The sequence below is a fragment of the Bradyrhizobium sp. SK17 genome (assembly GCF_002831585.1).
Taxonomy (GTDB): Bacteria; Pseudomonadota; Alphaproteobacteria; order Rhizobiales; family Xanthobacteraceae; genus Bradyrhizobium.
In genome coordinates, this window is record NZ_CP025113.1 from 3,534,851 (window position 1) to 3,557,109 (window position 22,259).

Annotated in this window: 20 protein-coding genes; all 20 read left to right on the plus strand. The window is 64.0% G+C overall.

Translation table 11 applies throughout. The features are described from left to right. Window positions 1-193: 193 nt before the first annotated feature. Window positions 194-1,153 carry an AraC family transcriptional regulator gene (locus CWS35_RS16375; protein ID WP_024580693.1) on the plus strand — a complete coding sequence of 320 codons (960 nt, stop codon included), beginning with the start codon at window positions 194-196 and terminating at the stop codon, window positions 1,151-1,153. A 270-nt stretch (window positions 1,154-1,423) separates the two neighbouring features. Beyond that, window positions 1,424-2,659 carry an MFS transporter gene (locus CWS35_RS16380; RefSeq protein WP_100952533.1) on the plus strand — a complete coding sequence of 412 codons (1,236 nt, stop codon included), beginning with the start codon at window positions 1,424-1,426 and terminating at the stop codon, window positions 2,657-2,659. A gap of 15 nt (window positions 2,660-2,674) precedes the next feature. Beyond that, window positions 2,675-4,456 (plus strand): ABC transporter ATP-binding protein, encoded by a 1,782-nt coding sequence (locus CWS35_RS16385; protein WP_100952534.1) that lies wholly within the window; start codon window positions 2,675-2,677, stop codon window positions 4,454-4,456. A gap of 44 nt (window positions 4,457-4,500) precedes the next feature. Further along, window positions 4,501-6,240 carry an ABC transporter ATP-binding protein gene (locus CWS35_RS16390; RefSeq protein ID WP_200894405.1) on the plus strand — a complete coding sequence of 580 codons (1,740 nt, stop codon included), beginning with the start codon at window positions 4,501-4,503 and terminating at the stop codon, window positions 6,238-6,240. After that, window positions 6,221-7,549 carry a cytochrome P450 gene (locus tag CWS35_RS16395; RefSeq protein WP_043855508.1) on the plus strand — a complete coding sequence of 443 codons (1,329 nt, stop codon included), beginning with the start codon at window positions 6,221-6,223 and terminating at the stop codon, window positions 7,547-7,549. Before CWS35_RS16390 ends, CWS35_RS16395 begins: the two co-directional genes overlap by 20 nt. An 18-nt stretch (window positions 7,550-7,567) precedes the next feature. Then, window positions 7,568-7,900 carry an isochorismate lyase gene (locus CWS35_RS16400; protein WP_024580698.1) on the plus strand — a complete coding sequence of 111 codons (333 nt, stop codon included), beginning with the start codon at window positions 7,568-7,570 and terminating at the stop codon, window positions 7,898-7,900. Beyond that, window positions 7,897-9,297 carry an isochorismate synthase gene (locus CWS35_RS16405; RefSeq protein WP_051404273.1) on the plus strand — a complete coding sequence of 467 codons (1,401 nt, stop codon included), beginning with the start codon at window positions 7,897-7,899 and terminating at the stop codon, window positions 9,295-9,297. The genes CWS35_RS16400 and CWS35_RS16405 overlap by 4 nt, the downstream gene beginning before the upstream one ends. 1 nt (window position 9,298) lies before the next feature. Next, the gene (locus CWS35_RS16410; RefSeq protein ID WP_024580700.1) at window positions 9,299-9,988 is read left to right on the plus strand and encodes a 4'-phosphopantetheinyl transferase superfamily protein; all 690 of its coding nucleotides are present in this window, start codon (window positions 9,299-9,301) and stop codon (window positions 9,986-9,988) included. Between the two features lie 582 nt (window positions 9,989-10,570). Continuing rightward, the gene (locus tag CWS35_RS40405; protein WP_256387940.1) at window positions 10,571-10,705 is read left to right on the plus strand and encodes a hypothetical protein; all 135 of its coding nucleotides are present in this window, start codon (window positions 10,571-10,573) and stop codon (window positions 10,703-10,705) included. A gap of 340 nt (window positions 10,706-11,045) precedes the next feature. Further along, window positions 11,046-11,834 (plus strand): SDR family NAD(P)-dependent oxidoreductase, encoded by a 789-nt coding sequence (locus CWS35_RS16420; RefSeq protein WP_024580702.1) that lies wholly within the window; start codon window positions 11,046-11,048, stop codon window positions 11,832-11,834. A gap of 14 nt (window positions 11,835-11,848) precedes the next feature. Continuing rightward, window positions 11,849-12,643, plus strand: coding sequence for a MoaF C-terminal domain-containing protein (locus tag CWS35_RS16425; RefSeq protein ID WP_100952536.1), 795 nt, complete (start codon window positions 11,849-11,851; stop codon window positions 12,641-12,643). 16 nt (window positions 12,644-12,659) lie between these two features. Beyond that, complete coding sequence (locus CWS35_RS16430; protein ID WP_024580704.1) at window positions 12,660-13,049, plus strand: nuclear transport factor 2 family protein; 390 nt, start codon at window positions 12,660-12,662, stop codon at window positions 13,047-13,049. A 267-nt stretch (window positions 13,050-13,316) separates the two neighbouring features. Continuing rightward, window positions 13,317-14,582 carry an ABC transporter substrate-binding protein gene (locus CWS35_RS16435; protein ID WP_029879020.1) on the plus strand — a complete coding sequence of 422 codons (1,266 nt, stop codon included), beginning with the start codon at window positions 13,317-13,319 and terminating at the stop codon, window positions 14,580-14,582. Window positions 14,583-14,587: 5 nt separating this feature from the next. Further along, the gene (locus CWS35_RS16440; protein ID WP_100952537.1) at window positions 14,588-15,451 is read left to right on the plus strand and encodes a branched-chain amino acid ABC transporter permease; all 864 of its coding nucleotides are present in this window, start codon (window positions 14,588-14,590) and stop codon (window positions 15,449-15,451) included. 75 nt (window positions 15,452-15,526) lie between these two features. Further along, window positions 15,527-16,489, plus strand: coding sequence for a branched-chain amino acid ABC transporter permease (locus CWS35_RS16445; RefSeq protein WP_100952538.1), 963 nt, complete (start codon window positions 15,527-15,529; stop codon window positions 16,487-16,489). Further along, a complete protein-coding gene (locus CWS35_RS16450; protein ID WP_100952539.1) occupies window positions 16,486-17,205 on the plus strand; it encodes an ABC transporter ATP-binding protein in 720 nt (239 codons plus the stop codon). Before CWS35_RS16445 ends, CWS35_RS16450 begins: the two co-directional genes overlap by 4 nt. After that, entirely contained in the window at window positions 17,202-17,912 is a 711-nt protein-coding gene (locus CWS35_RS16455) for an ABC transporter ATP-binding protein (RefSeq protein WP_029879022.1), read from the plus strand. The genes CWS35_RS16450 and CWS35_RS16455 overlap by 4 nt, the downstream gene beginning before the upstream one ends. Window positions 17,913-18,037: 125 nt before the next feature. Further along, window positions 18,038-18,994 carry a helix-turn-helix domain-containing protein gene (locus CWS35_RS16460; protein ID WP_100952540.1) on the plus strand — a complete coding sequence of 319 codons (957 nt, stop codon included), beginning with the start codon at window positions 18,038-18,040 and terminating at the stop codon, window positions 18,992-18,994. 98 nt (window positions 18,995-19,092) lie between these two features. Then, complete coding sequence (locus tag CWS35_RS16465; RefSeq protein ID WP_100952541.1) at window positions 19,093-20,499, plus strand: aldehyde dehydrogenase family protein; 1,407 nt, start codon at window positions 19,093-19,095, stop codon at window positions 20,497-20,499. Between the two features lie 35 nt (window positions 20,500-20,534). Continuing rightward, window positions 20,535-22,130 (plus strand): GMC family oxidoreductase, encoded by a 1,596-nt coding sequence (locus CWS35_RS16470; protein WP_100952542.1) that lies wholly within the window; start codon window positions 20,535-20,537, stop codon window positions 22,128-22,130. Window positions 22,131-22,259 lie beyond the last annotated feature (129 nt).

A 22,259-nucleotide genomic window follows, 5' to 3' on the forward strand; every position in this document is an offset into this window, starting at 1 on the left:
TTTCGCTCTTTAGAGGCAAAGTAAATCGTTGTAGTTGTCGGATTATTCGATCTCTCCCTAGAATGCTGTCCTGCAGCAACAGGGACTAGCGCCGGCCGAGTGTCCGGTCGCTATTGGCAAGATGAGTGTAGCGCTTGGACGTCGATCCGATCGGGCTGTCATTGCGAACGGCGATCGGTACTCTCCCTCAAGTTTGGCCGATATCGCCAGCGAATGGGGCTATAGCTGCGAGATGTCGGGACCAACCGATGTGAGGCCGACGCAGGAGGATTCGTCCCTGGCCGCCGGCTTCATCGCAACGCAGAAGCTGCCGAGCGGATTGCACGTCTGCGCCAGCGATCTGACAACGCTGCACGACAACGAGCGGATGGGTCTCGCCAAAAGATCGCTCACGATTGCGATCAATCTTGACGGGTCGTCGATCACTTATGAAATCGATGACGACCAGACGGTCAGTCTGGTGGCGGAGAGCGCCGTCGCACTATCGGCGGCCGACGATATGCGCATGACGAGTAGCTACCGACGCGGTGACAGCTCCCGCATTCTGGTCATCCAGGCCTGTCCGGCCAGCGTAATGGACACCGAGCTCGCCGAGCATCTCGATGCGCATTTGCAGGAGACGACGGCAAAGCCGGTACCCATGAGTTGCCGTGCCCGCGCGTTGACCCGCGAACTGTTCGCCCCGGAGCATACCGGTCTGGTCGGACGATTGTTGGCCGAGAGCTGTGCGCTGGAGTTGCTGGCATGTGCCATCACGGCCCAGCAGGCCCAAGGCAGGTCGACGGGTTGTCCGATTCATTCCCGCGATGTCGCAAAAATCCACCGGGTGCGCGACAATCTGCTCGCCAATCTCGACGCAGAGCATCACCTCTGCGATCTCGCGCGCGATGTCGGAATGAGCACGAGCACCCTGAAGTGCAAGTTTGCGGCCGTCATCGGTCAGCCGGTCTTCCAGTTCTTGCGCGACAAGCGGCTCGCGCGTGCGCGCGACGGGCTGCAGCATGAAGGCTGGACGGTATCGCAGGCCGCTTACTATGTCGGTTACCGCCACGCCAGCAATTTTGCCACGGCGTTTCGGCGGCGTTTCGGCGTCGCTCCGACCTCAACGCGGCGCTCGTCGCGCGAAGCGTCCGTTACTCAGGCGGCCGAATAGCGGGTCGTATCTTTCGCGGCACGGTATTGCGCGTCGACTGAATGGCGCCTCGAGATTCATCGATGCTTGCTGCGCGCCGGTGCAGGGGATCGCCGGTCCGCATCCGCTGCCGAAGGCCAGCCATCCAGCCGATCCGGTCGAGCGCATCGCGCAGCTTCCTGCATACGTTATCCAACTTATCGCAAACGATAGCGCTCTGGTCTTTCGGTACTCAAAGAGCCTACTCAAGCGGCGGGCGCGAGGCGAAGAAGCGCGCTCGGAGAAAGGCCGATGGAGCGTTACATGCGGTATGGCGTGATCGCCGCGCTTGCGTGCCAGCAATACCTGGCGATCGCGTTCATCTATGCGGCAGTTCCGGTGATTCTGCGGGCCAACGGCGCCAGCCTGCAACTGGTCGGCCTGTTCGGAACGGTGTTCCTTGCCTTCGCTGTCAACTTTCTGTGGGCCCCGGTCGTCGATCGCTGGAGCCTGAACCGTCTCGGACTGCGGCGCTCGTGGATCCTCACAACGCAGGTGGCCAGCGCTGCGGCGATCGTTGCGATGGCGCTGCTCAATCCAGCGATCGATTTCGCTGCGGTTCTCTTTGTTTGTCTCGTGCTGGCGACGCTTGCCGCCACGCAGCGGATCGCGACATTGGGCTACGCCGCGGAGGCCCTCGACAGCGGGGAGCGTCCGTTCGGCGCCGCATTGCTTGGATGGGGAGGGGCCGTCGGCAATGCAATCGGCGGAGCCGTCTTTCTACAATTGATCGAGTGGGTTGGCTGGCGCCAATCCCTGCTCGGCTTTGCTATGCTGTTGCTTGCCTTCGCGGGGTGGGTATTTTTCATCCCCGAGCCCGCCCGGCGCGAGTACGAGGCGTCGATGCCGCGTCGCGCGTCCATCCTGGCGATCATGCGCAACGAGAGCCTTTGGACGACAGCGGTCCTGATCGCTCCCGGCGTTCTTGGCGTCGCGGTGGCGTTCGCGATGGTTCAGCCGCGTCTGGTCGATCTCGGCTTTGGCGCCGCGGACATCGGCTGGATCGGCGCGTCAGCAAATATCCTGACGTTCACGATCATCGCGCCGCTGACCAGCGCGATCGTCGCCCGCCTGCTCCCGCATCGCGGCGTCATCTGGTGCTGCGCAATCCTGGCTGTCGGCTTTGCAGCGCTTTGGTTGATCGAACCGTATGTCGGGAGTCGTGTCGGCGCCGTGGCAGGCGTAGGTATCGTGTTTGCCGCCCTCGCGGTCCAGCACGTCGCATTCACCAATTGGTTTCTCGGTCTCGCACGGCCGGATGAGACGGCGACCGACGTCACGTTCCTGACGTCAATGATGGCGGCATTCGCTTTGGTCGGGTTCGCGGCGAGCGGCTTCATCGCCGCCCGGTTCGGCTATGGCGTTACGTTGATTCTACCCGGCATCGGCTATGCGGTCTCGGCCTTGCTCGCTGCCGCGTTCACGCGTTCACGCCAACCAACGGTCGCGACAGGGGACGAACCGTTGGCAATCGGGCGTACGCAGTAATTGGATCAACGGCCCATGACATCTACATTCGTATCGAATGCTGGAGCCCGGCGGCCGGGTGCTGGCCTGCTCCGGTCGATCCGCGGCTGGCTGTGCCTTGCGATCATCCTGCAGGTGATCTCGTCGGGGCTGGTCCTGGCGCCGTTGATCGGGCTGTCCGAGCTGGCGCCGATCCTCTTGGGCAACGGCGCACGCCAGCACGAGTCCTGGCGGCTTGTGGTGCTTTCGGCCGTATGTCTCGGCGGCGGGCTGGCGTTGCGCGGGTTGGCCGAACTCGTCACCCATCTAGCGGACAACGCATTCGCGCTGGACCTGCGCCAGCGGCTCGCCCGGCGGATCGCGCGGGCGCCGCTCGGCTGGTTGGACGGCAATAGCAGCGGGCAGATCAAGCAAGGCGTCCAAGACGACGTCACCGCGATCCATCATCTGATTGCCCATTCCTACGTCAACCTCGCCAACGCGGTTGCGACCACGCTCTTCGTCTACGGCTATCTGATGCAGGTCGATTGGCGAATGACGCTGGTGGCGCTGCTACCGCTGCCGGTTTCGCTGTTTCTCTACGGCCGTGTCGTGGCCGCAAGCAGCAGCGAGAAGATGGCGCGATATGGCGCTGCGCTGGCACAAGTCAATCACTCCGTGATCGAGTTCGCGCAGGGGATTCCGCTGGTCAAGATATTCGGCCGGCAAGGGCAGGCTCATCAGGCCTATCGCGCGGCGGTGGACGACTTCCTCGCCTTCTTTCTTGCCTGGGTGCGTCCGTTGATCCGGCCGGAGACGCTGTCGTCGCTGGTGATCGCCCCGATTACCTTGCTGTTCCTGGTGCTGACGTGCGGCACGTTCGCCGTCAGTCAGGGCTGGATGCAGGGCATGCAGCTTGTGCCCTTCGCCGTTTTGGGTCTCGGCATCTCGATCCCGATCGCAGCGTTGAGCAGCAGCGCACAGTCGCTTCAGCTCAGTCGGGGTGCCTTTGCCCGGTTATCGGCGCTGCTGAGTATTCCGCAACAGCAGGAGCCTGAGCCGGGACTGCAACCGGACGGCGGTTCGGTCAGTTTCGAACACGTGACGTTCTCATTCGACGGAGTTCGCCGGATTCTGGATGACGTATCCTTGACATTGCAGCCGGGCACGGTGACGGCGCTGGTCGGTCGTTCGGGATCTGGAAAGTCGACGTTGGCGAAGCTGCTGCTGCGTTTTCATGCGCTCGAGAGCGGCCGCATCACGCTCGGCGGTCGCGACATTGCCACGATCAACTCCCGCGACCTTTACCGGCATGTCGGCTTCGTCTTTCAGGACGTGCGGCTGCTGCGCATGAGCGTGCGCGACAACATCGCGCTGGCACGACCGGATGCGAGCGACGAGGAGATCGAGGCGACCGCGACAGCGGCCGATATCCATCGCCGCATCCTCCAGCTTCCGCGGGGCTACCGGTCGGTCTACGGCGAGGACGCGCGGTTCTCGGGCGGCGAGGCGCAACGGTTGAGCATCGCGCGCGCTCTGCTGCTCGATCCACCGGTGCTGGTGCTGGACGAGGCCACCGCGCAGGCCGATGCCGAGGCCGAAGCTGCGATTCAGGCCGGGCTCTCGGCGCTGTTGGCGGGTCGAGGACGGGCTCGAACCGTCCTCGTGATCGCACACAACCTCAAGAGCGTGGTGAATGCCGACCTGATCGCCGTGCTGGACGAGGGCCGAATCGTAGAGACGGGGCAGCACCAGGCGCTGCTCGCCCGCGACGGATACTATGCGCGCATGTGGCGAGCTCAGAATCCCAATACTCAAGCGGAGGCGAGCGAGCGATGATCGTTCGACGGTTGGCCCGGTTGCTCGGGACGGGGAGTGAACCGTTGCTGCGGCGCTATCTCTGGCTGATGCTGATCTGCTGCGTCGTGCAAGGTCTTACCTTCGTGCTCGTCGTACCGATCATGCAGGCGCTGCTGGCTGGCGACCCGCGCGGCGCGGCGCGGTGGTTGCCGTTGCTGGCCCTTGGCACCTTCATGACATGGCTGCTGAACTATGCCGCGACCGTCCGCGGCTTTCGGGTTGCCATCAGGCTGCTGGAGACCCTGCGCCATCGCGTCGGCGATCATGTCGTTTCGCTGCCGCTCGGCTGGTTCACCCCGCAGAACACCGGCCGGCTCGGTATGACCCTGAGTCAGGGCGTGATGGATATCCTCGGACTCCCCGCGCGACAGTTGACCCCTTTGATGCGCGCCACCGTGACGCCACTGGTGGTGGTGGCGATGATGACGTTCTTCGACTGGCGGCTGGCGGTGATGGCTGCCGTGATCTTTCCTGGGGTGGCGCTGGTCTATTGGTGGGCCGGGCGCTTGGGCCGGGACGCTGACCGCGCCGTCGCCAGCGCCGCCGCCGAGGCGAGTGAGCGCATGGTCGAATTCGCGCAGAACCAGGCGGTTCTGCGCGCCTATGGTTGCGGCGATCGCGGTTACGCGATGTTCGACGACGCGCTGCTCGCGCAAAGCCGCGCCAGCCGGCGGCAGCTTTGGCTCGTGCTGCCGCCACTGCTCGCCAATTCCTGGCTCGGCCAGCTCAGCTTTCTCTCGCTGATGGCTGGTATCACCTGGCTCGCAATCGGCAGCGAACCGCAACATTTGGCGACGCTGATCGCGATGCTGGTGCTGATCAATCGGGTGGTTGACCCGTTGACCGAAGTCGCGAACTACAGCGCCGGCATCCGTATGGCATCGGCGCAGATGGAGGCGGTGGAAGCCATTCTGGTCGCCGAACCGCTACCGTTGCTCACGCCGGTGGCGCCGCTGCCCGCGACGTACGACATCGAGCTGGATCAGGTCGGCTTCGGCTATGTCCGCGGAACGCCGGTGCTCGACGCGATCGATCTGAAATTGCCCGCAAACACCACCACGGCCCTGCTCGGGATATCCGGCTCGGGCAAAAGCACGATCCTGCAACTGATTGCGCGATTTCACGATCCTGACCGCGGCGCGGTCAGGATCGGCGGCGTAGATCTGCGCCATCTCGAAAGCGCGGAGTTGATGCGATTGATCGCCCCGGTCTTCCAGGACACCTATCTCTTTTCTGGAACCTTGCGCGAGAATGTCCTGCTTGGCGATCCCGCGGCGAGTGAGCCAGAGCTGGAGCGGGTGGCGAAGCTGGCGCGGCTTGACGAAGTCATCGACCGCCTGCCTCAGGGATTGGAGAGTCAGGTCGGAGAACGCGGCAGCCTGTTGTCCGGAGGCGAGCGCCAACGCGTGTGTATCGCGCGGGCGCTGCTCAAGGACGCGCCGATCATGCTGCTGGATGAGGCGGCAAGCGGGCTCGACGGCGAGAACCAGTCAGCCGTCACCGAAAGCCTCCGCATGCTGCATGGCCGCAAGACGCTTCTGATCATTACGCACCAGCTCGACGCTATCCGGAACGCGGATCAGATCGTGGTGCTCGACAATCATCGCATCGTCGAGCAGGGCACCCATCCGCAACTGCTTGCGGCCGAGGGACGCTATGCGGCGTTCTGGCGCGCGCGTTCGGCATCGGCAGGTTGGCGGCTGCAAGCCTTCGATCAGGATATCGCACCCGACCGGAGCCGCTATGCTTCCGCTTCTCGATAGCTGCGCTTGTGCGGCGGCATGGCCGCTGCCCGACACGGACCTGACGAACCTCGATCTGTTCACAAGCGGCTTTCCGCATCCGCTGTTTACGGCATTGCGGCGACATGAAGGGCCGCATTTTCACCCGGCTACAGCGCTGACGCCGGGACGCGAGGGATTCTGGGTGTTCACGCGGTATCGCGACATCGTCCCCGTTGCGCGCGACAGCGTCGCGTTCTCCTCCGAGAGCGGCGGCGATCGGGAAGGCGGCGGCACCATGATCGAGGACCTGCCCCGTTCGGTCGGGGTCGGCTCGGTGATCAATATGATGGACGATCCAAGGCATCGGGCGTTGCGCCGTCTGGTCGCGCCGGGCATCACCCATGCGAGGATTGCAGCGCTGGAGCCCGTGCTGGCCGATGCGGCGCGGAGCGCGGTCGACCAGGCGGTGCGGCGCGGCCACGGCGATCTCGTCAGCGACATCGCCGCCGAGCTCCCGCTGCTTGCGATTGCGAGTTTGCTCGGCATTCCGCCGCAAGACCGCCACCAGATCTTTGCCTGGATCAATGCGGTGCTCGACTACGCCGATCGACAGCTCGGCGAGACCAGTCAGACCAGCGCGCAGGCGATGCAGCAGTTCATGGCGTATGGACATCGCTTCGTTGAAGCCAGGCGGCAGGCTCCGGGAGAGGACGTCATTTCGCTCGCGGTGACCGGCGAGTTGAACGACGGGCTTGGGCGATTGTCGGCCGTCGAGCAATTGATGGTGTTCAATGTCGTGATGGTCGCGGGCCTCGAGACCACCCGCAACGCCATCGCCGGCGGCATTCGTGCCTTCATCCAGCATCCGGAGCAATGGACCCGCTTGCAGAACCAGCGATCATTGATTGACCCGGCCCTGGAAGAGATCCTGCGCTGGACGTCGCCGACGCCCTACAACCGCCGGACCGCAACCCGTGACGTCGAGATTGGCGGCCGGCTGATCCGGCGTGGCGAGAAGGTGACGTTGTGGTGGGCATCGGCCAATCGCGACGAGGCGATTTTCGAGCAACCTTTCGCGTTCGATATCGGCCGGCCGGCCAATCCCCATCTGGCATTCGGCAGTGGCGGTCATGGTTGTCTCGGTGCGCAACTCTCGAGGCTCGAGATGCGCGTCGTGCTGAATGCGCTGCTGGAGCGTGTCGACGGTTTCGACCTCGCCGGTGACACCGAGTGGGTGCGAAGCAACAAGCACACCGGAATCCGGCGCATGCCGGTCCGCTATTCGGAGGCATCGTCACAGTCGGCCCGCCACGGCGCCGTGACTGGTGCGACCGAGGGCCGTTTCTGATCTTCATGGAGGGCTCCAATGCCGCCACCCAAGGCACCGGAATGTTGTGAGAATCTCGGTGACATCCGCGAGGGACTTGATGATTTGGACCGGCAGATCGTCGCGATCCTGAAACACCGCATGGCTTACGTCAGGGCAGCAGCGCAGTTCAAACCGACCGAAGAAAGCATTCCGGCCCCTGAACGGGTGGCCGTCATGCTGGCCGACCGGCGCGCTTGGGCCGATGCTGCGGGGCTACCGGCGGACGGCGTCGAAATGCTGTTTGCGGGGCTGATCCAGTGGTTCATCGACCAGCAGGTTTTGCATTGGCGGACGCTGCACGGCGTTGCGGCCCGAGGGGGATCGCGATGATGTCGCAACCTCCCTCGGACCTGCTGCAATGCCTGACCGAGGCGAAAGGCCGCGTCAATGAAGACCGGCCGGAGATTTTGGCATCGTATTCCATGCCGTGGACCGCCAGCGACCACGCCATCCTCTTCGCGTCGAACCGGTTGATCGAGCCATCGGCGACGCTGTGGGCGATCCCGCAACGGGAGCTTGCGCTGCTTGGGCTGGGAGCGGCGCGTGAATTCCAGGTCGGAGCGGAGACGCCGTGGTCCGCCATTCAGCAGCAATGGTTGCATCTCGTTGAGACAGCCGTCATCCACGGTGGTCATCGGCCGCTGCTGTGCGGCGGCTTTGCCTTTGACCGATTCTGTCCACGCCGGTCGCGGTGGCGGCACTTTCCGGCCGCCGCGCTCACCTTGGCGCGCTTCTGCTTGTCCCGGCGCGGCGGGGCGACCCGGCTCACCATCAATATCCTGGTGACCGCCACATCGGATTGCGTCGCGTTGGCCAACGACGCGATTGCGGATTGGACAAGGATCGTGTCGCGTCGGCCACCTGCGTCATGCGGCGCCGGGCTTGCCGATGCGCCGGATCCCGACGTTGCCGCCGATAGCTGGAAACGCAAGGTGGCGGCGGCCATTGACAGCATTGGTGCCGGCGCAATGGCCAAGGTGGTGTTGGCGCGCACGAGGACCGTACCGCTCACCGTTCCGATCGAGGATATTCTCTCGAACCTGTCCGAGACCCATCCTGATGCCTACCTCTTCGCCTTCGCGCGCCAGGACGCCTGCTTCTTGGGAGCGTCTCCGGAGCGCTTGATCGAGTTCCGCGACGGCTACCTGTCGACCTGGGCTTTGGCTGGCAGCGCGCCGCGGAGCACGGTCCCGGTCGAAGACGCGCGCCTCGGACTGGGCTTGCTGCGCAGCGCCAAAGATCGTCATGAGCATGCGCTTGTGGTGCATGAACTTCGATCGGTTCTGGCCCGCCATTGCAGGCGGCTGCGAATTGCCGAGGAGCCGGACCTGCGCAAGTTGCCGCATGTGCAACACCTGATAACGCCGATCGAGGGGCAGGCACATGATGATCTGCAACTGCTCGCGCTGCTGGAGCAGCTTCATCCGAGCCCGGCGGTCGGAGGTCTACCCCGCGCAGCCGCGCTTGCCCACATTCGGGAACAGGAGGGCTTGGATCGTGGCTGGTATGCTGGGCCGGTCGGCTGGATCGACGACCGAGGAGAAGGTGAATTTGCCGTCGCGTTGCGTTCGGCACTGTTGCATGAGGGATGCGCCACGCTGTTTGCCGGTTGCGGGATCGTTGATGGCTCGTCGCCCGACGATGAATATCGGGAGACCGAAGTGAAGATGCGGACGATGGCGTCGGCGCTGAGCAGCCGTCCATCGATGTCGCGACGCTACGGATAGCATGGCGGTTCTCACGCTATTCTCCGCCGACCTTGATGATCCGTCGCTTAGCGATGCGTCGGTCGCGAGCTGTCTCGACACGGCGGAGCGGGCAAGGGCGGGCCGCTACGCGCGACCAGAGCTTGCGCGGCGGTTCGTGGCGGGCCGGGTGATGATGCGCCACGCCTTGGGACGGTTGCTCGGTGTTCGGCCCGTGGACGTCGCGATAGCCTACAATGCCTGGAATAAGCCGGAACTGAAGAACGGTCCGTTCTTCAATCTATCGCATACCGGCCGGGCCGCACTGTTCGCCCTTGATGAACTGGCGCCGGTCGGCGTGGATATCGAAACCGATGATCCGGCGGCGGAGCAAGGATGGTTTGATGCGATCCTCTCCGACCGGGAGAGGGCAGAGATCACCGCTGGCTGCCCCGCCGCAATGTTGCTTCGCCTGTGGGTACGCAAAGAGGCTATCGTGAAAGCCATTGGTTGTGGCTTCTCACTGGCCCCGGATACGCTGGATGTCGGGCTTTGTGAGGTCGACATACGCAATTGGCGAGCGATCGAGATCGGTCTGAACGGTGGTTCGAGTTCTCTTGTCCTTCTCGATTTGCCCGGCCGTGAGATCGGAGCAGTTGCGAGAAAATGCGGCCCCCCCGCCCACATCGTTCGGACGGCATTTACGCGGGAGTGCGGCTTGATTGCCCGGTAGCGTCGGCGATTCTTGCAGGTATGCGCCATCCGGCGTCGATCAGATTGAATTCCATCCATTCGGCCGACGAAGCTCGCCGAGGCGTACAAGAACTGGCGGCGCCAGCTTCGAGGCGTTCCTGGTTACTGCGTGTCCGTTCAATCATCGATTGCCCGCAGCGGCTATCACCGTCCGGCCGCCCGGGACGGACGGTGGCGGCCGATATCCGTCGCGTCAGCGTGCCGGCGACCCCGGCTCGTCCGCGCGCCATCGGATGACTGGGCTCGCTTCGGGCGCGTTGCCCGATTAGCCATACCAATTGAGGTTAATTCCGTGGTGCTGTTGACGGCGCTTCGGCCTCGTCTCCATGTTGCGCCTATTGCAAAATGGCGAGGCACCACATGCCTGTTGAGTTGATGATTTTATCGATCGTAGTGATTGCCGTCGGTGCGATTTCCAGCACGCTCTATGTGAGACGGCAGGACGTCCTGCATGGACCCTACATCAAGCGAGACCCCACCAACGGGCATGCGGCCTGATCACATGAACATCCTTCGATGGGTAGGCGGAATCCTGCTGGTGGGCTTCTGCGCCGCAAGTTTGATGGCTGTTCTGACCGTCACGAAACGGATCGCGGTGGAGCGGCCGAGCCCGTCGCTCAAGCTGAAGCAGATCGACGGAAGGACTGCCGTCACCGGGTTCGAGGTGCCAAGCCCGATCGTTCGTCGCATTGCTTGACCTCGCATCCGGACGAGCTAGCCGAATCTGTTGATCGGTCGGAGCCGGTGCGTTCATGCCGGTTACGCGGTCGTCGCGACCGTGGCGGCGAAGATGGCTCTGTCATGCGCCGCGATCCCGTGGCTGTGGAGACAAGGGCCGCCATTGAGGGTTCGTCTCGATGCCCTCGTATTGTCTCCCAACTCGCCTGAAGCTCCGTCGGCACCAATCGGTCTCGCCGCCGTCCTAGCGGGCCTGCGCGCGAGTCCAAGACAGCTTCCATTCGGCTGGCCTATCTGGTCCTTGGCGCGCCGCCGCGTCTCTGCGAAGCGTCGATCCGGGAACAGCGCTCGAGGTACCAATGAGATTTGCTGGACGAAATGCACTGGTGACCGGTGGTGGAACCGGTATCGGTGCGGCGGTCGCGCGGCGTCTTGCCGCGGACGGCGCCAGGGTCGCGGTCATGGGGCGGCGCAGCGAGCCGCTGCGGGAGCTTGCCGATCAGACCGGGTGCCTCGTGGTGCAGGCCGACGCCGCGGATGGCGCTGCGGTCCGCGCCGCGCTCGGCGAGATTCAGGGCAAGCTTGGCAAGCTCGATATTCTCGTCGCCAATGCCGGTGGTCATGGGGTCGGCCCGACCATCTCGATGACGGACGAGACCTGGGCGCTGTCGACGCGCCTCAACCTTGACACGGCTTTCGTTTGCGCGCGCGAAACCCTTCCCGACCTGATCGAGCGACGGGGCGCCATTGTGATCGTTGCGTCGATCGCCGGCCTGTTCGCAGGCCCGCAGGCCGCCGGCTACGTCACCATGAAACATGCCTGTATCGGCCTGGGCAAATCGCTGGCCCGTGACTACGGCCGCAAGGGCGTGCGGACCAACACGGTCTGCCCGGGCTGGGTCGCGACGGCCATGGCCGACGAACAGATGCAGGTGCTGGTCGAGAAGCACCGGCTTTCCTCGATCGAAGAAGCTTATCGCCTGGTGACCAAGGACGTGCCGCTCGGCCGGCCGGCAACGCCGGAAGAGGTTGCCAATGTCGTTTGCTTCCTGGCCTCGGACGAAGCGAGCGCGATGAATGGCTCGATCCTGACGGTCGATGGCGGCGCCACCGTGGTCGATCTGCCGACGCTGGCGTTTGTCGAGTAAGGAGGACGTGTGAGATGGAGCAAGCAAGCAGGCCTGCGGACTGGAAACATTTCGATGACTTTGCCGCCGGCATCGCCACCAATCGCCTGCCGGTTACGGACAGGCTCGCGGGCAAGTCGCTCGATGTCACGCTGCAAAACGGGCGTGCGGTCAGACTGAACTTCGCCTCTGCAGATCGGGTTGAATGGGCGGAGGGGAGCGCAGCCGGGCAGGACTGGTACGAGGCGATCGATGTCGCGCCGGACGTGCTCTTCATCAACATGACGTTCTCCGGGCGCCCCGATGAGGACGAGGCCTTCATCGTCAATCTCAGGACGCGTCGGGTCCTTTCGGTGCGGGAGCGGGTGCGGCCTGCGAGCGAAGCGCCTGGTGAGCCCCGCGTGCGGCAAGACTATACGCCCGGCATCGTCGGCGACCCCGCGGTTCCGGCCACAGGGATCGAGCCTGCGCCGACGCGGGATCTGATCGGGCTGACCGCGCATTACGAATACAGCCCGCAGCACGTCTACGAGCACGTCTATCTGAGTTCACAGCGCTATGCTTGGCAGAACATCGTCGGCGTGCAGCGCGGGCACGGCGACGTCGATTTGGCCACCACCTACAAATTCGATCACAACCAATATGTGTTCGGGTTTCGTGAGTTCATCATCCCGGTGGCGTCGATCTTCTTCTACAATTGGGACGACATGCGTTCGACCGGGAAATTTCTTGGCGTGACCAGCCAGGGCACGATCGAGAACAAGCCCGCCGGCGCGTTCATCGAGATGAAGTCGCGGACCGCCTACGACGGCAACAAGCAACCGGTTTGACGGGAGGCAAGGCGAAGTGAGCGCGAACTACGATGCAATCAAGGCGCATTACGCGGCGTCCGACCGCAAGGATGTTGCGGGCATGATGGCGCCCATCACTCCCGAAACGCGCTGGACCGAGATGGCAGGCTTTCCGTATGCGGGCACATATGTCGGCGCCGGCGCCATCGTGGACGGCGTCTTCAAGCGCATCGGCGAGGAGTGGATCGACTATACGTTCGCGCTCGAACGGCTGATCGATGGCGGTGCCACCATCGTCGGTGTCGGGACCTATTCGGGCCGTTACAAGCAGACCGGGAAATCGATGACGGCGCGCGTGGTGCATGTTTGGGACATGAACGAGGGGCGGGTCGTTCGCTTCGAGCAGTTTGCCGACACCAGCCTCGTTGCCGACGCGACGACCTAGAGCCGGGATTCCTTCCTCCTCGGCCCTCCTCGGCGCGGCTCACGATGTGGGCCGCGTCTTTTTTTGCGGGTCCAGCCTTGCTCGTTTGCGTCCTAGGCAGGCCGCGTCGGAGTCCAAGACGCCTGCGAAGGGCCGGGCCTACTATCCGCCAGCTCGACAAGCGTCGGACGGTTGCGGACGGCTTCGCTCCAAGGAGCGCCGCGATCTCAAACGGACGCGCCGGTGCAACGTCGCCATCCCGCTGGGTGGCCTAAGGAGGGGAAACGCATGAGCTTGAGGAACACGATCCTGGGAATCGTTACGGCAGCGCTGCTCGGCTGTGCCGGCGGCGTGGCCCACGCGGCGGATGCCAAATGCGGCGCCACCACCGGCAAGGCGGCAACCGGTGAGCCGATCGTGATCGGCGGAATCGTCAGCGTCACCGGACCGGATAATTTCAGCTCGTCCGGCCTGGCAGCCGCGGCCTACTTCAAGTGCCTGAACGCCAATGGCGGCGTCAACGGACGTCCGATCAAGTACCAGATGGAAGATGACGGCTGGAATCCCGAGCAGTCGTCGCAGGTCGCAGCCAAGCTCATCCGCGATCAGAAGGCCGTGGCGCTGGTCGGCAATATGAGCTTTGTCGATTGTGGTGCGAACCAGGGCATCTACGAAAAGGAAGATATCATGGTCATTGCGGGGGTCGGTGTCCCGCGCGACTGCTTCTTCCAGAAGAACTATGCACCGACCAACGCCGGCCCGCGCGTCAGCAACACCAAAGCCGTGATGGATGTGGCGCAGACCTATCCGGGCAAGATCAAGCGCGTCGTTTGCATCGCGCCGAACATCCCGAACCTCGGTGAATGGTCCTGCTCCGGTGCGGTTGCCTGGATCAAGAAGCAGGGCGGCGACGGCAAGATCATCACCTTCGATCCCGGCTCGCTCGATGCCACCTCGGTCGTCCTCGAGGCAATGGCCTTCAAGCCTGACGTCATCAGCGTTGGCACGCCCAAGGGCCTGGCTGTTCCGATCTTTGCCGCTGCGGAAGAGCAGGGGCTCGCCGACAAGGTGCATTTCACCGGACCCGCCTCCCTGTACAATCCGGACTTTCCTCGTGCGATCGGAAAATACTGGGACGGCAAGGTCACCGTGGACATGGAGCTGAATGCGGCCGATGCGGGCACACCCGACATGCTGAACTGGCTCGCGGTGATGGACAAATACGGCCAGGCCTCCGATCCGAGGGACACGTTCTCGCAAGCCGGTTACCTCGCCGCACGGGTCACCGCTGAAACCCTGCTGAAGATGGATGCCGCCAAGATCGATCGGAAATCGGTGACGGCGGCTCTGCGCAACATCAAGCGGTTCGAAAGCGATATGTGGTGTTCGCCCTGGTATGTCGGCGACGGGCCTCGTCACAACGCAAATCATGCGGGCCCCGTGTCATTCGTCAAGGACGGCAAGCTCGTGGCAAAGCCGGTGTGCATCGAGTCGGAAGATCCCGAACTCGACGACGTGCACGCCTACGAGAAGACGATCGGCATCGCGAAGTAGCAGCCATGCCTGATTTCACGCCCTTTCTCGTTTCGGGCCTCGCGACGGCGGCAACCTACGTCCTGTCCGGCGTCGGCATCGTGGTGCTCTACCGGGCTGCGGGCGTTGTCAATTTCGCCCAGGGCGCCGTCGGTGCCCTGGCGGCCTTTATCTCCTGGTCGATCGTCGAGCACGGAGGGCCCCCTGGCTGGTCGTGGGTCGTCGGCGTCACTGCCGCCGCGCTCGTCTCGCTGTTCTATGGTCGGGTCATTGCACCCCGCCTCGCCTACAGCGATCCGATCATGCGTGCGGTGGCAACGCTGAGTTTTGCGCTGATCCTGCTCGGCTTCATGGGTTACGTCTGGGGGGAGGCGCCACGCCGGCTTCGCCTGCCCACGGATACGATGAGTTTCGAGCTCCTGGGCGTCCGGATCACGATGACGCGGGCAATTGCATTCGGCCTTGGCGTGCTGGCGACCAGTGCCGTGATGTTGTTTCTCGCCTATAGCCGTATTGGCCTTCAGATGCGCGCGCTCGCCAGCAACCGCGATCTCAGCGCGATGCTCGGGGTTCGCGTGCTCCGCGTCGACAGCTGGGCGTGGGTGATCTCCGGGCTGCTGGCGGGCGTCAGCGGCGTGTTGCTGGCCGATTTGCAGCGCTTGAGCGGGCAGGCTCTCACCTTCGCGGTGATTCCGGCGATCGCCGCCGCGGTGCTCGGGCGCTTTGTGTCCCTGCCTGCGACCGTCGCCGGCGGCCTGGTGATCGGGGTCTGCGAGGCACTGCTGACGCCGGTCCCCGTGATCGGGCCGTTCCGCACCGCGATCCCCTTTCTCTTTGCGGTTGGCGCCATGCTGTGGATGCAGCGTCGCATGACCTTCGTCTACAGGTGAGCTGGCGTGACTGATCGAAGCCTGGAGGCAACCGCACTGATTCCCATTTCACGATTGCCGTTGCGCGAGCTTGCCATGTGTGCCGGAGCGCTTGCCGCGCTCTATTTCCTGCCGGCTGCGCTCAGCGACTACTGGCTGCGCACGCTGATCTCGGTCACCGCGCTCACCGTCGCCAGCTTGAGCGTCAGTGTGCTGTTCGCTCAGCTCGGCATGGTCTCACTGGCCCAGTATGGCCTGCTCGGAGTCGGCGGCTGGTTCGCGCTCAGAATATCGCATGGCCTCGGCGTACCGTTCGAGCTCGCGCTGCTGACGGGCGGCTTCGCCGCGACGCTGGTTGGGCTGGTCATCGGCCTGCCCGCGCTGCGGATGCGCGGGCTTTACCTGGCGATCATCACCTTGATGATGGCCGGTGCGATCCAGGTGCTGATCAGCGCGTTCGGCTTTCCGGATGGAGGCTCGGGCATCCTCGGCAAGAGCACGGGAACGCGGATGATGATGGTGCGTCCCTTCCTCGCGCAGAACGATGAAGCCTATCTGCGTTATGCCATCGTGATCGCAGCGCTCTGTTACCTGCTCGTGCTGTTGCATGTTCGTGGGCGACCGGGCCGCGCATGGGCGATGATCCGCCGCAGCGAAGTCTGCGCGCTGGCCGGTGGCGTCGACATCACCGCCTACAAGGTGCGGGCCTTTGCGCTGGCTGGCTTCCTTGCGGGAATTGCCGGTGGACTGCTCGCGGGCGGCGTCGGCCAGCTCGATGCAAGCGCATTCCCCGCCAGCCAGTCGATCATGCTGTTCGCGCTGACCATCGTCGGCGGGGCCTATTCCTGGTTCGGCCCGATCATTGCCGGGTTGCTGCTGCGGGCATTCCCGGCGCTGCTGAACGACTTTCGTGTCGACGGCAATATCGCGACCATGATCTTCGGCCTCGGCCTGCTGCACGCCTTGATCACGGCGCCGCGTGGCGTCGCCGGCCAACTGGCGGATCTGGTTCGGACGGTTCGCCGGCTCTTGCGCGGCAAGCGAGAGGCCGAGCCATGATCGAGATCGACGATGTCACCGTGCAATTCGGCGGCGTGCTCGGCTTGAACGCCTTGACCGCCAATCTGGCGGAGCCGGTCACCGGCCTGGTCGGCCCGAACGGCGCCGGCAAGACCACCTTGATCAACGTCCTTTCCGGATTCGTGCGGCCGACGAAGGGCCGCGTGCGGGTCGATGGGCGAGACCTGAAGGATATTCCCATTCGCAAGCGCGCCGCGTTTGGCCTCCGCCGAACCTTTCAGAATGAGCAGATCGTCGAGAATCTGACCGCCGGCGACAATGTTGCCGCGGTGCTCGACAACGTGCCGACGGACGGCCAGCCGCAGCGGTTGTTGATCGACAAGGCGTTGGACTTCGTCGGTCTTCTCGCCAGGCGCAATACGCCTGGACATGAGCTGAACGCCTATCAGCGCCGCATGCTGGAGATCGCGCGGGCGACCGCAGGCCTACCCCGATTGATCATGATGGACGAGCCCGGAGCGGGGCTTGCACAGCATGAGAGCGAGCACCTGCGCGACGTCATCAAGGCTATTCACGGTCATTGCGGCGCGCAGGTGCTGTTGGTCGATCATGACGTCGATCTGATCTCGGCAACCTGCACGGCGACGCTGGTGCTTGATTTCGGCTCCGCGATTGCGTGCGGGCCGACCGCCGAGGTTCTTGCCAATCCCAGGGTCAGGGCGGCGTATCTCGGGGTCCTGGAGCAAGCGACGTGAGCGCCGGACTGAACGTGCAGGGCCTCAATATCGCTCGGAACGGCAAGGCCGTGCTGCACGATATTGATCTCACCGTGTCGCCGGGGAAGATCACGGCCTTGCTCGGCGCCAACGGAGCCGGCAAGAGCAGTCTGGTTCTCGCCATCGCCGGCGTGTTGCCCGCCACGAGCGGTTCGATCGCGATGGATGGCCGGTCTCTCGTCGGGCTACGGCCGGAAGTCGTCCGCGCCGGCGGCGTCGCCGCGGTGCCCGAAGGCCACCAGGTGCTGAACGATCTGAGTGTCGAGGACAATCTCAGGGTCGCAGGCAGCCATCTTGCGCGCGCCCGGCTTGAAGCCGCCCTCGATACGGCACTCGCCACCTTTCCGGAGTTGCGTGATCGCCTGAAGGCGAGATCGGGCAATCTCTCGGGCGGGCAGCAGCAGATGGTCGCGCTCGGGCAGGCGATCATCGCGCGACCACGTTATCTGCTCGCGGATGAACTGTCGTTCGGTCTCGCGCCTGTCGTGGTCGCGCGTCTGGTCCCGGTCCTGCAAAACCTCGCCGCGCAAGGTGTCGGCGTCCTCCTGATCGAGCAGTTCACCCACATCGCGCTCAAGATCGCGGACGCGGCCTATGTGATGGAGCGCGGCAGGATCTGTTTTGCCGGCGCGCCGCAGGAACTGATCGACAAGCCGGAAATCCTGCACAGTGCCTATCTCGCGTGACGTCGCGACCAGGATCGGCGGTCGCGCACATGGTTTCCTGCACGATACCGACCATTGACAGGTCCCGGCAGGTGCTTAACATGTTATGAAAAGGCCGCCGAACGGCCCTTCCAAGGGAGGAGCGCGTGCAGCTCCAGGAGTTTAGCAACTGGACTCCGCAAGTCTGGAGTCAAGCGCCGTTCGAGGAGTGGAGACACAAGCTCCACTCGGTCTGCGGACGATTCAATCCATTCGGGTGGGAAAAGCGCAACCTGGTCAATGGCGGCGTGCTGGTGCGCGATGCGGCCGGCATGGAGATCGCCCAGGTTGCCGGAGACATCGGCGTGGTTCGTCGCGACGAGCACGACATTCGCCACGATTATGGCGAGTATTTCTTCCTGCTGGTCCAGTTGCAGGGCACCTGCGGAGTTGAGCAGCAGGGACAGCAGAGCATCATCTCGCCGGGGGACTGCATCCTGGTCGATTCCTCGCTGCCGTCGAACTTCTACTTCAACGGCCAATTCATCAATCACCTGTCCGTGCATCTGCCCCGGCAATTGCTGCTTGCGGAACGGCCGAACGATTTCGAGGTGTCCCGGCGCCTGGGTGCCGAGGACCCGATGTCGACCATGCTGCGGGCGCTTGTCGCCAAGATGTTGCAGACGCCTGCCAGCCACCAGCGATCGGGCGAATTGCGGCAACTCCTGCTCCACGCGACGCGGCAGGCGTTCGCCACGGATACTGCCGGAGTACCCCTGTGCCCGAAGGAACGTGCCTCGGGCCGGCTCGAGTTCGCGCGCGCGCTGGTCGACCGTCATCTCACTGCGGAGTGCCTGACGCCGCAATGGCTCGCCGGCCGTCTCGGCGTGTCGATGCGGACCCTGCAAGAGGATTTCAGCACGGTCGGGACCACCATCACGAGCTTCATTCGCGATCGCCGTCTGCGACTTGCGAGGGATCGGTTGATTGAGAAGCAACGCGGTGCCGAAGGCGGGACCATTGCCGAGATCGCATTCTCATCGGGGTTCAACGATATTTCCTACTTCAACCGATGCTTCAAGAAGGCCTTCGACTGCTCTCCCACGGACGTGGTGCGCCGATAGTCGCGCTTCCGTCCAATCGGGGCCGCGCCCTATTCCAAGACAGCAGCTCCATGATCGTCTTTCCTCGGTCGCATTCCATGCGCTTAGGAGACCTTCGCATGCAGCGCTCAAGCCTGGTCATCGGTGGCCGTAAAGTAGAGACGCCCAGTTCCCTGGGCGTGATCAATCCGTCGACTGGCGTCGTCGTCGGCGCCATGCCGCTTGCCACCGCGAGGGATCTCGATTCCGCGATATCCGCCGCGACCAAGGCATTTGCCGCCTGGAAACAGACCTCCGAAACCGAACGGGCCGACGCGTGTCGAGCCGTCGCGAAAACGATCGAGGCGCATGCCGAAGAGCTCGCCCGCCTGCTCACGCTCGAACAGGGCAAGCCGCTCAACGGCCTCGGATCTCGCTTCGAGATCGGCGGAGCGGTCGCCTGGACGCGCTTCACGAGCGATCTGTCGCTTCCGGTGGAGGTCTTGCAGGACGGCGCCGAAGGGCGCGTGGAGCTGCATCGCAAGCCGATCGGCGTGGTCGGCTCCATCACGCCCTGGAACTGGCCGGTCATGATTGCATGCTGGCACATCATTCCCGCGATCCGGGCGGGCAATACTGTCGTCATCAAGCCTTCGCCATTGACCCCGCTCAGCACGATCCGACTCGTGGAGCTGATGAACGAGACGCTGCCGCCTGGCGTGGTCAACGTCATCACCGGCGAGAACGAGATCGGCAGCCTGATGTCGTCGCATCCGGGCATCGCGAAGGTGACGTTCACGGGCTCGACGGCGACGGGCCGCAAGATCATGCAGAACGCGGCAGGCACGCTCAAGCGCCTGACCCTCGAGCTCGGCGGCAATGACGCGGGAATCGTGCTGCCTGACGCCGACCCGCAGAAAATCGTCGAAGGCCTGTTCTGGGGCGCGTTCATCAACGGCGGCCAGACCTGTGCGGCGCTGAAACGGCTCTATGTCCACGACAGCCTCTACGACGCGGTCTGCGATGAGCTCGTCAAGTATGCGAGCCAGGTCGTCGTCGGCGACGGGTTGTCGGAAAAGTCGACGCTCGGTCCGGTGCAGAATCAACGTCAGTTCGACATCGTTTCAACCTTCGTCAACGAGGCCCGCGACAAGGGCGGTCGCGTGCTGATCGGCGGCAATCCCGCGGAAGGACCTGGTTACTTCTATCCCGTCACGCTGGTTGCCGACGTCGACCATGGTTGCCGCCTCGTCGATGAAGAGCAGTTCGGACCGGCGCTTCCGATTGTCCGGTACAGCGACGTCGATGACGCCGTGGCCAAGGCCAATGCGAGCTCGATGGGGCTTGGCGGCTCGGTCTGGGGCACTGACCTTGCGGAAGCGAAGCGTGTGGCAGGGCGTATCGAAGCTGGTTCTGTCTGGATCAACAAGCATGGCGCCATTCAACCCAACGCGCCATTTGGCGGCGTCAAGCAATCGGGATTTGGGGTCGAGTTTGGCGTCGAGGGGTTGAAGGAGTTCACCACCGTGCAGACCGTTTTCTGTTGAAGCGGACGCTGCACGAGTTACGCCGGGGAGGGGAGATGCAGGACTACGACTACATCGTTGCGGGCGGCGGTTCTGCGGGGTGCGTCCTTGCTTGCCGCCTGTCGGAGGACCCCCGCAATCGCGTACTCCTGATCGAAAGCGGCCAGCGGGACACCGACAAGTACATCCACATTCCGGCAACCTTCTTCAAGGTTCTGGAGAAAGGCCGCGACGCACTCTTTTACGCATCCGAGCCGGAGAAGGGCCTGAACGGCCGGCCGTCGATCGTGCCGCAAGGGCATGTGCTCGGTGGCGGCAGTTCGGTGAACGCGATGGTCTACATCCGCGGCTCGCGGCAGGACTACGATACGTGGGCGCAACTCGGCTGCCGCAACTGGAGCTACGACAAGGTGCTCCCGGTGTTCCGCGACCTCGAGAACAACCAGCGGCTCTCGGGCGAGTATCACGGGATCGGTGGCGAGCTTACCGTATCGGACCGGGCCTACGGTCATCCGCTGTCCTGGGCTTTCGTCCGCGCGGCCCAGGAGGCCGGGATCCCCTACAATGAGGATTTCAACGGAGCCCGCCAGGAAGGCGTCGGTTTTTACCAAACCACCACGAACCGCGGCCGGCGGCGCAGCTCGGCGGAAGCGTTCCTGCGCCAGGCTGAACGACGCGCCAATCTGACCGTCAGGACGGCAAGCCGCGTTCACAAGGTGCTGTTTGATGGCAGGAAGGCGATCGGCGTGCGGCTCGCGGACGGGACGACGCTCGCGGCGCGGCGTGAGGTGATCCTGACCGCCGGTGCCCTGGCCACGCCGAAGATCCTGCAACTGTCGGGGATCGGGCCGGCGGGCCATCTGCGCGAACACGGTATCGACGTCGTGTTCGACCTGCCCGGAGTCGGCGAGAACTATCAGGATCATCTGGAGGCGACGGTTCAGTGCGAGACCAAGGATCCGATTTCGATCTTCGGTGAGGATAAGGGCCTGCGCGCTGCGTCCCATATGATGCAGTATCTCATGACCAAGACCGGTCTGCTGACGTCGACGGTCGTGGAGTCCGGCGGCTTCGTCGATACGGCCGGCACGGGCGAACCGGACATCCAGTTTCATGTGCTGCCGGCCTTCAATGGTTTTGCCGATCGGTCGGCTCATCCGGGCCATGGCATCTCGATCGGCCCCTGCGTGCTGCGGCCGCAATCGCGCGGGTCCGTCCGATTGCGCTCGGCGAACCCGACCGACGCGGCTCTGTTCGTTGCCAATTCGCTTGCCGAACAGGCCGATGTCGAGACGCTCGTTCGCGGGGTGCAGATTGCGATCCGCATCTCCGAGGCTCCGTCGCTGGCTCGCCTGATCAAGCGTCGCGTCCTGCCGAAGCCGGGGCTCGAGGCTGATCCCGACGCGCTCCGCGACTATGTTCGCTCGATATCCAAGACCGTGTTCCACCCGTCGGGCACCGCGAAGATGGGCGCGGCCGATGATCCGATGGCGGTCGTGTCGGAAGATCTGCGAGTGCGTGGCGTCGAAGGGCTTCGTGTCGCCGACGCCTCGATCATGCCTCGCCTCGTCTCCGGCAATACCAACGCACCGACGATGATGATCGGCGAGCGTGCAGCGCGATTCATTCTGGGCAAGGAGACCGCCGGTTAGCGGCGGCGGATCTCCGATTTGGCTTGCGGCGGTGCTTCTCTGGCTCGCGCCGTCTTTGCATGAGCGCTTGCTCTCGTTGATCGGCCCGGCAGGGCTCGAACCTGCAACCAGACCGTTATGAGCGGCAGG

Excerpts from the sequence above, each read along its gene's own strand:
- CWS35_RS16385 (WP_100952534.1), top strand. The coding sequence starts at position 2,675 with ATGACATCTACATTCGTATCGAATGCTGGAGCCCGGCGGCCGGGTGCT.
- CWS35_RS16470 (WP_100952542.1), top strand. The coding sequence starts at position 20,535 with ATGCAGGACTACGACTACATCGTTGCGGGCGGCGGTTCTGCGGGGTGC.
- CWS35_RS16440 (WP_100952537.1), top strand. The coding sequence starts at position 14,588 with ATGCCTGATTTCACGCCCTTTCTCGTTTCGGGCCTCGCGACGGCGGCA.
- CWS35_RS16410 (WP_024580700.1), top strand. The coding sequence starts at position 9,299 with ATGGCGGTTCTCACGCTATTCTCCGCCGACCTTGATGATCCGTCGCTT.
- CWS35_RS16405 (WP_051404273.1), top strand. The coding sequence starts at position 7,897 with ATGATGTCGCAACCTCCCTCGGACCTGCTGCAATGCCTGACCGAGGCG.
- CWS35_RS16400 (WP_024580698.1), top strand. The coding sequence starts at position 7,568 with ATGCCGCCACCCAAGGCACCGGAATGTTGTGAGAATCTCGGTGACATC.
- CWS35_RS16425 (WP_100952536.1), top strand. The coding sequence starts at position 11,849 with ATGGAGCAAGCAAGCAGGCCTGCGGACTGGAAACATTTCGATGACTTT.
- CWS35_RS16450 (WP_100952539.1), top strand. The coding sequence starts at position 16,486 with ATGATCGAGATCGACGATGTCACCGTGCAATTCGGCGGCGTGCTCGGC.
- CWS35_RS16465 (WP_100952541.1), top strand. The coding sequence starts at position 19,093 with ATGCAGCGCTCAAGCCTGGTCATCGGTGGCCGTAAAGTAGAGACGCCC.
- CWS35_RS16395 (WP_043855508.1), top strand. The coding sequence starts at position 6,221 with ATGCTTCCGCTTCTCGATAGCTGCGCTTGTGCGGCGGCATGGCCGCTG.
- CWS35_RS16445 (WP_100952538.1), top strand. The coding sequence starts at position 15,527 with ATGTGTGCCGGAGCGCTTGCCGCGCTCTATTTCCTGCCGGCTGCGCTC.
- CWS35_RS16380 (WP_100952533.1), top strand. The coding sequence starts at position 1,424 with ATGGAGCGTTACATGCGGTATGGCGTGATCGCCGCGCTTGCGTGCCAG.
- CWS35_RS40405 (WP_256387940.1), top strand. The coding sequence starts at position 10,571 with ATGGCTGTTCTGACCGTCACGAAACGGATCGCGGTGGAGCGGCCGAGC.
- CWS35_RS16435 (WP_029879020.1), top strand. The coding sequence starts at position 13,317 with ATGAGCTTGAGGAACACGATCCTGGGAATCGTTACGGCAGCGCTGCTC.
- CWS35_RS16420 (WP_024580702.1), top strand. The coding sequence starts at position 11,046 with ATGAGATTTGCTGGACGAAATGCACTGGTGACCGGTGGTGGAACCGGT.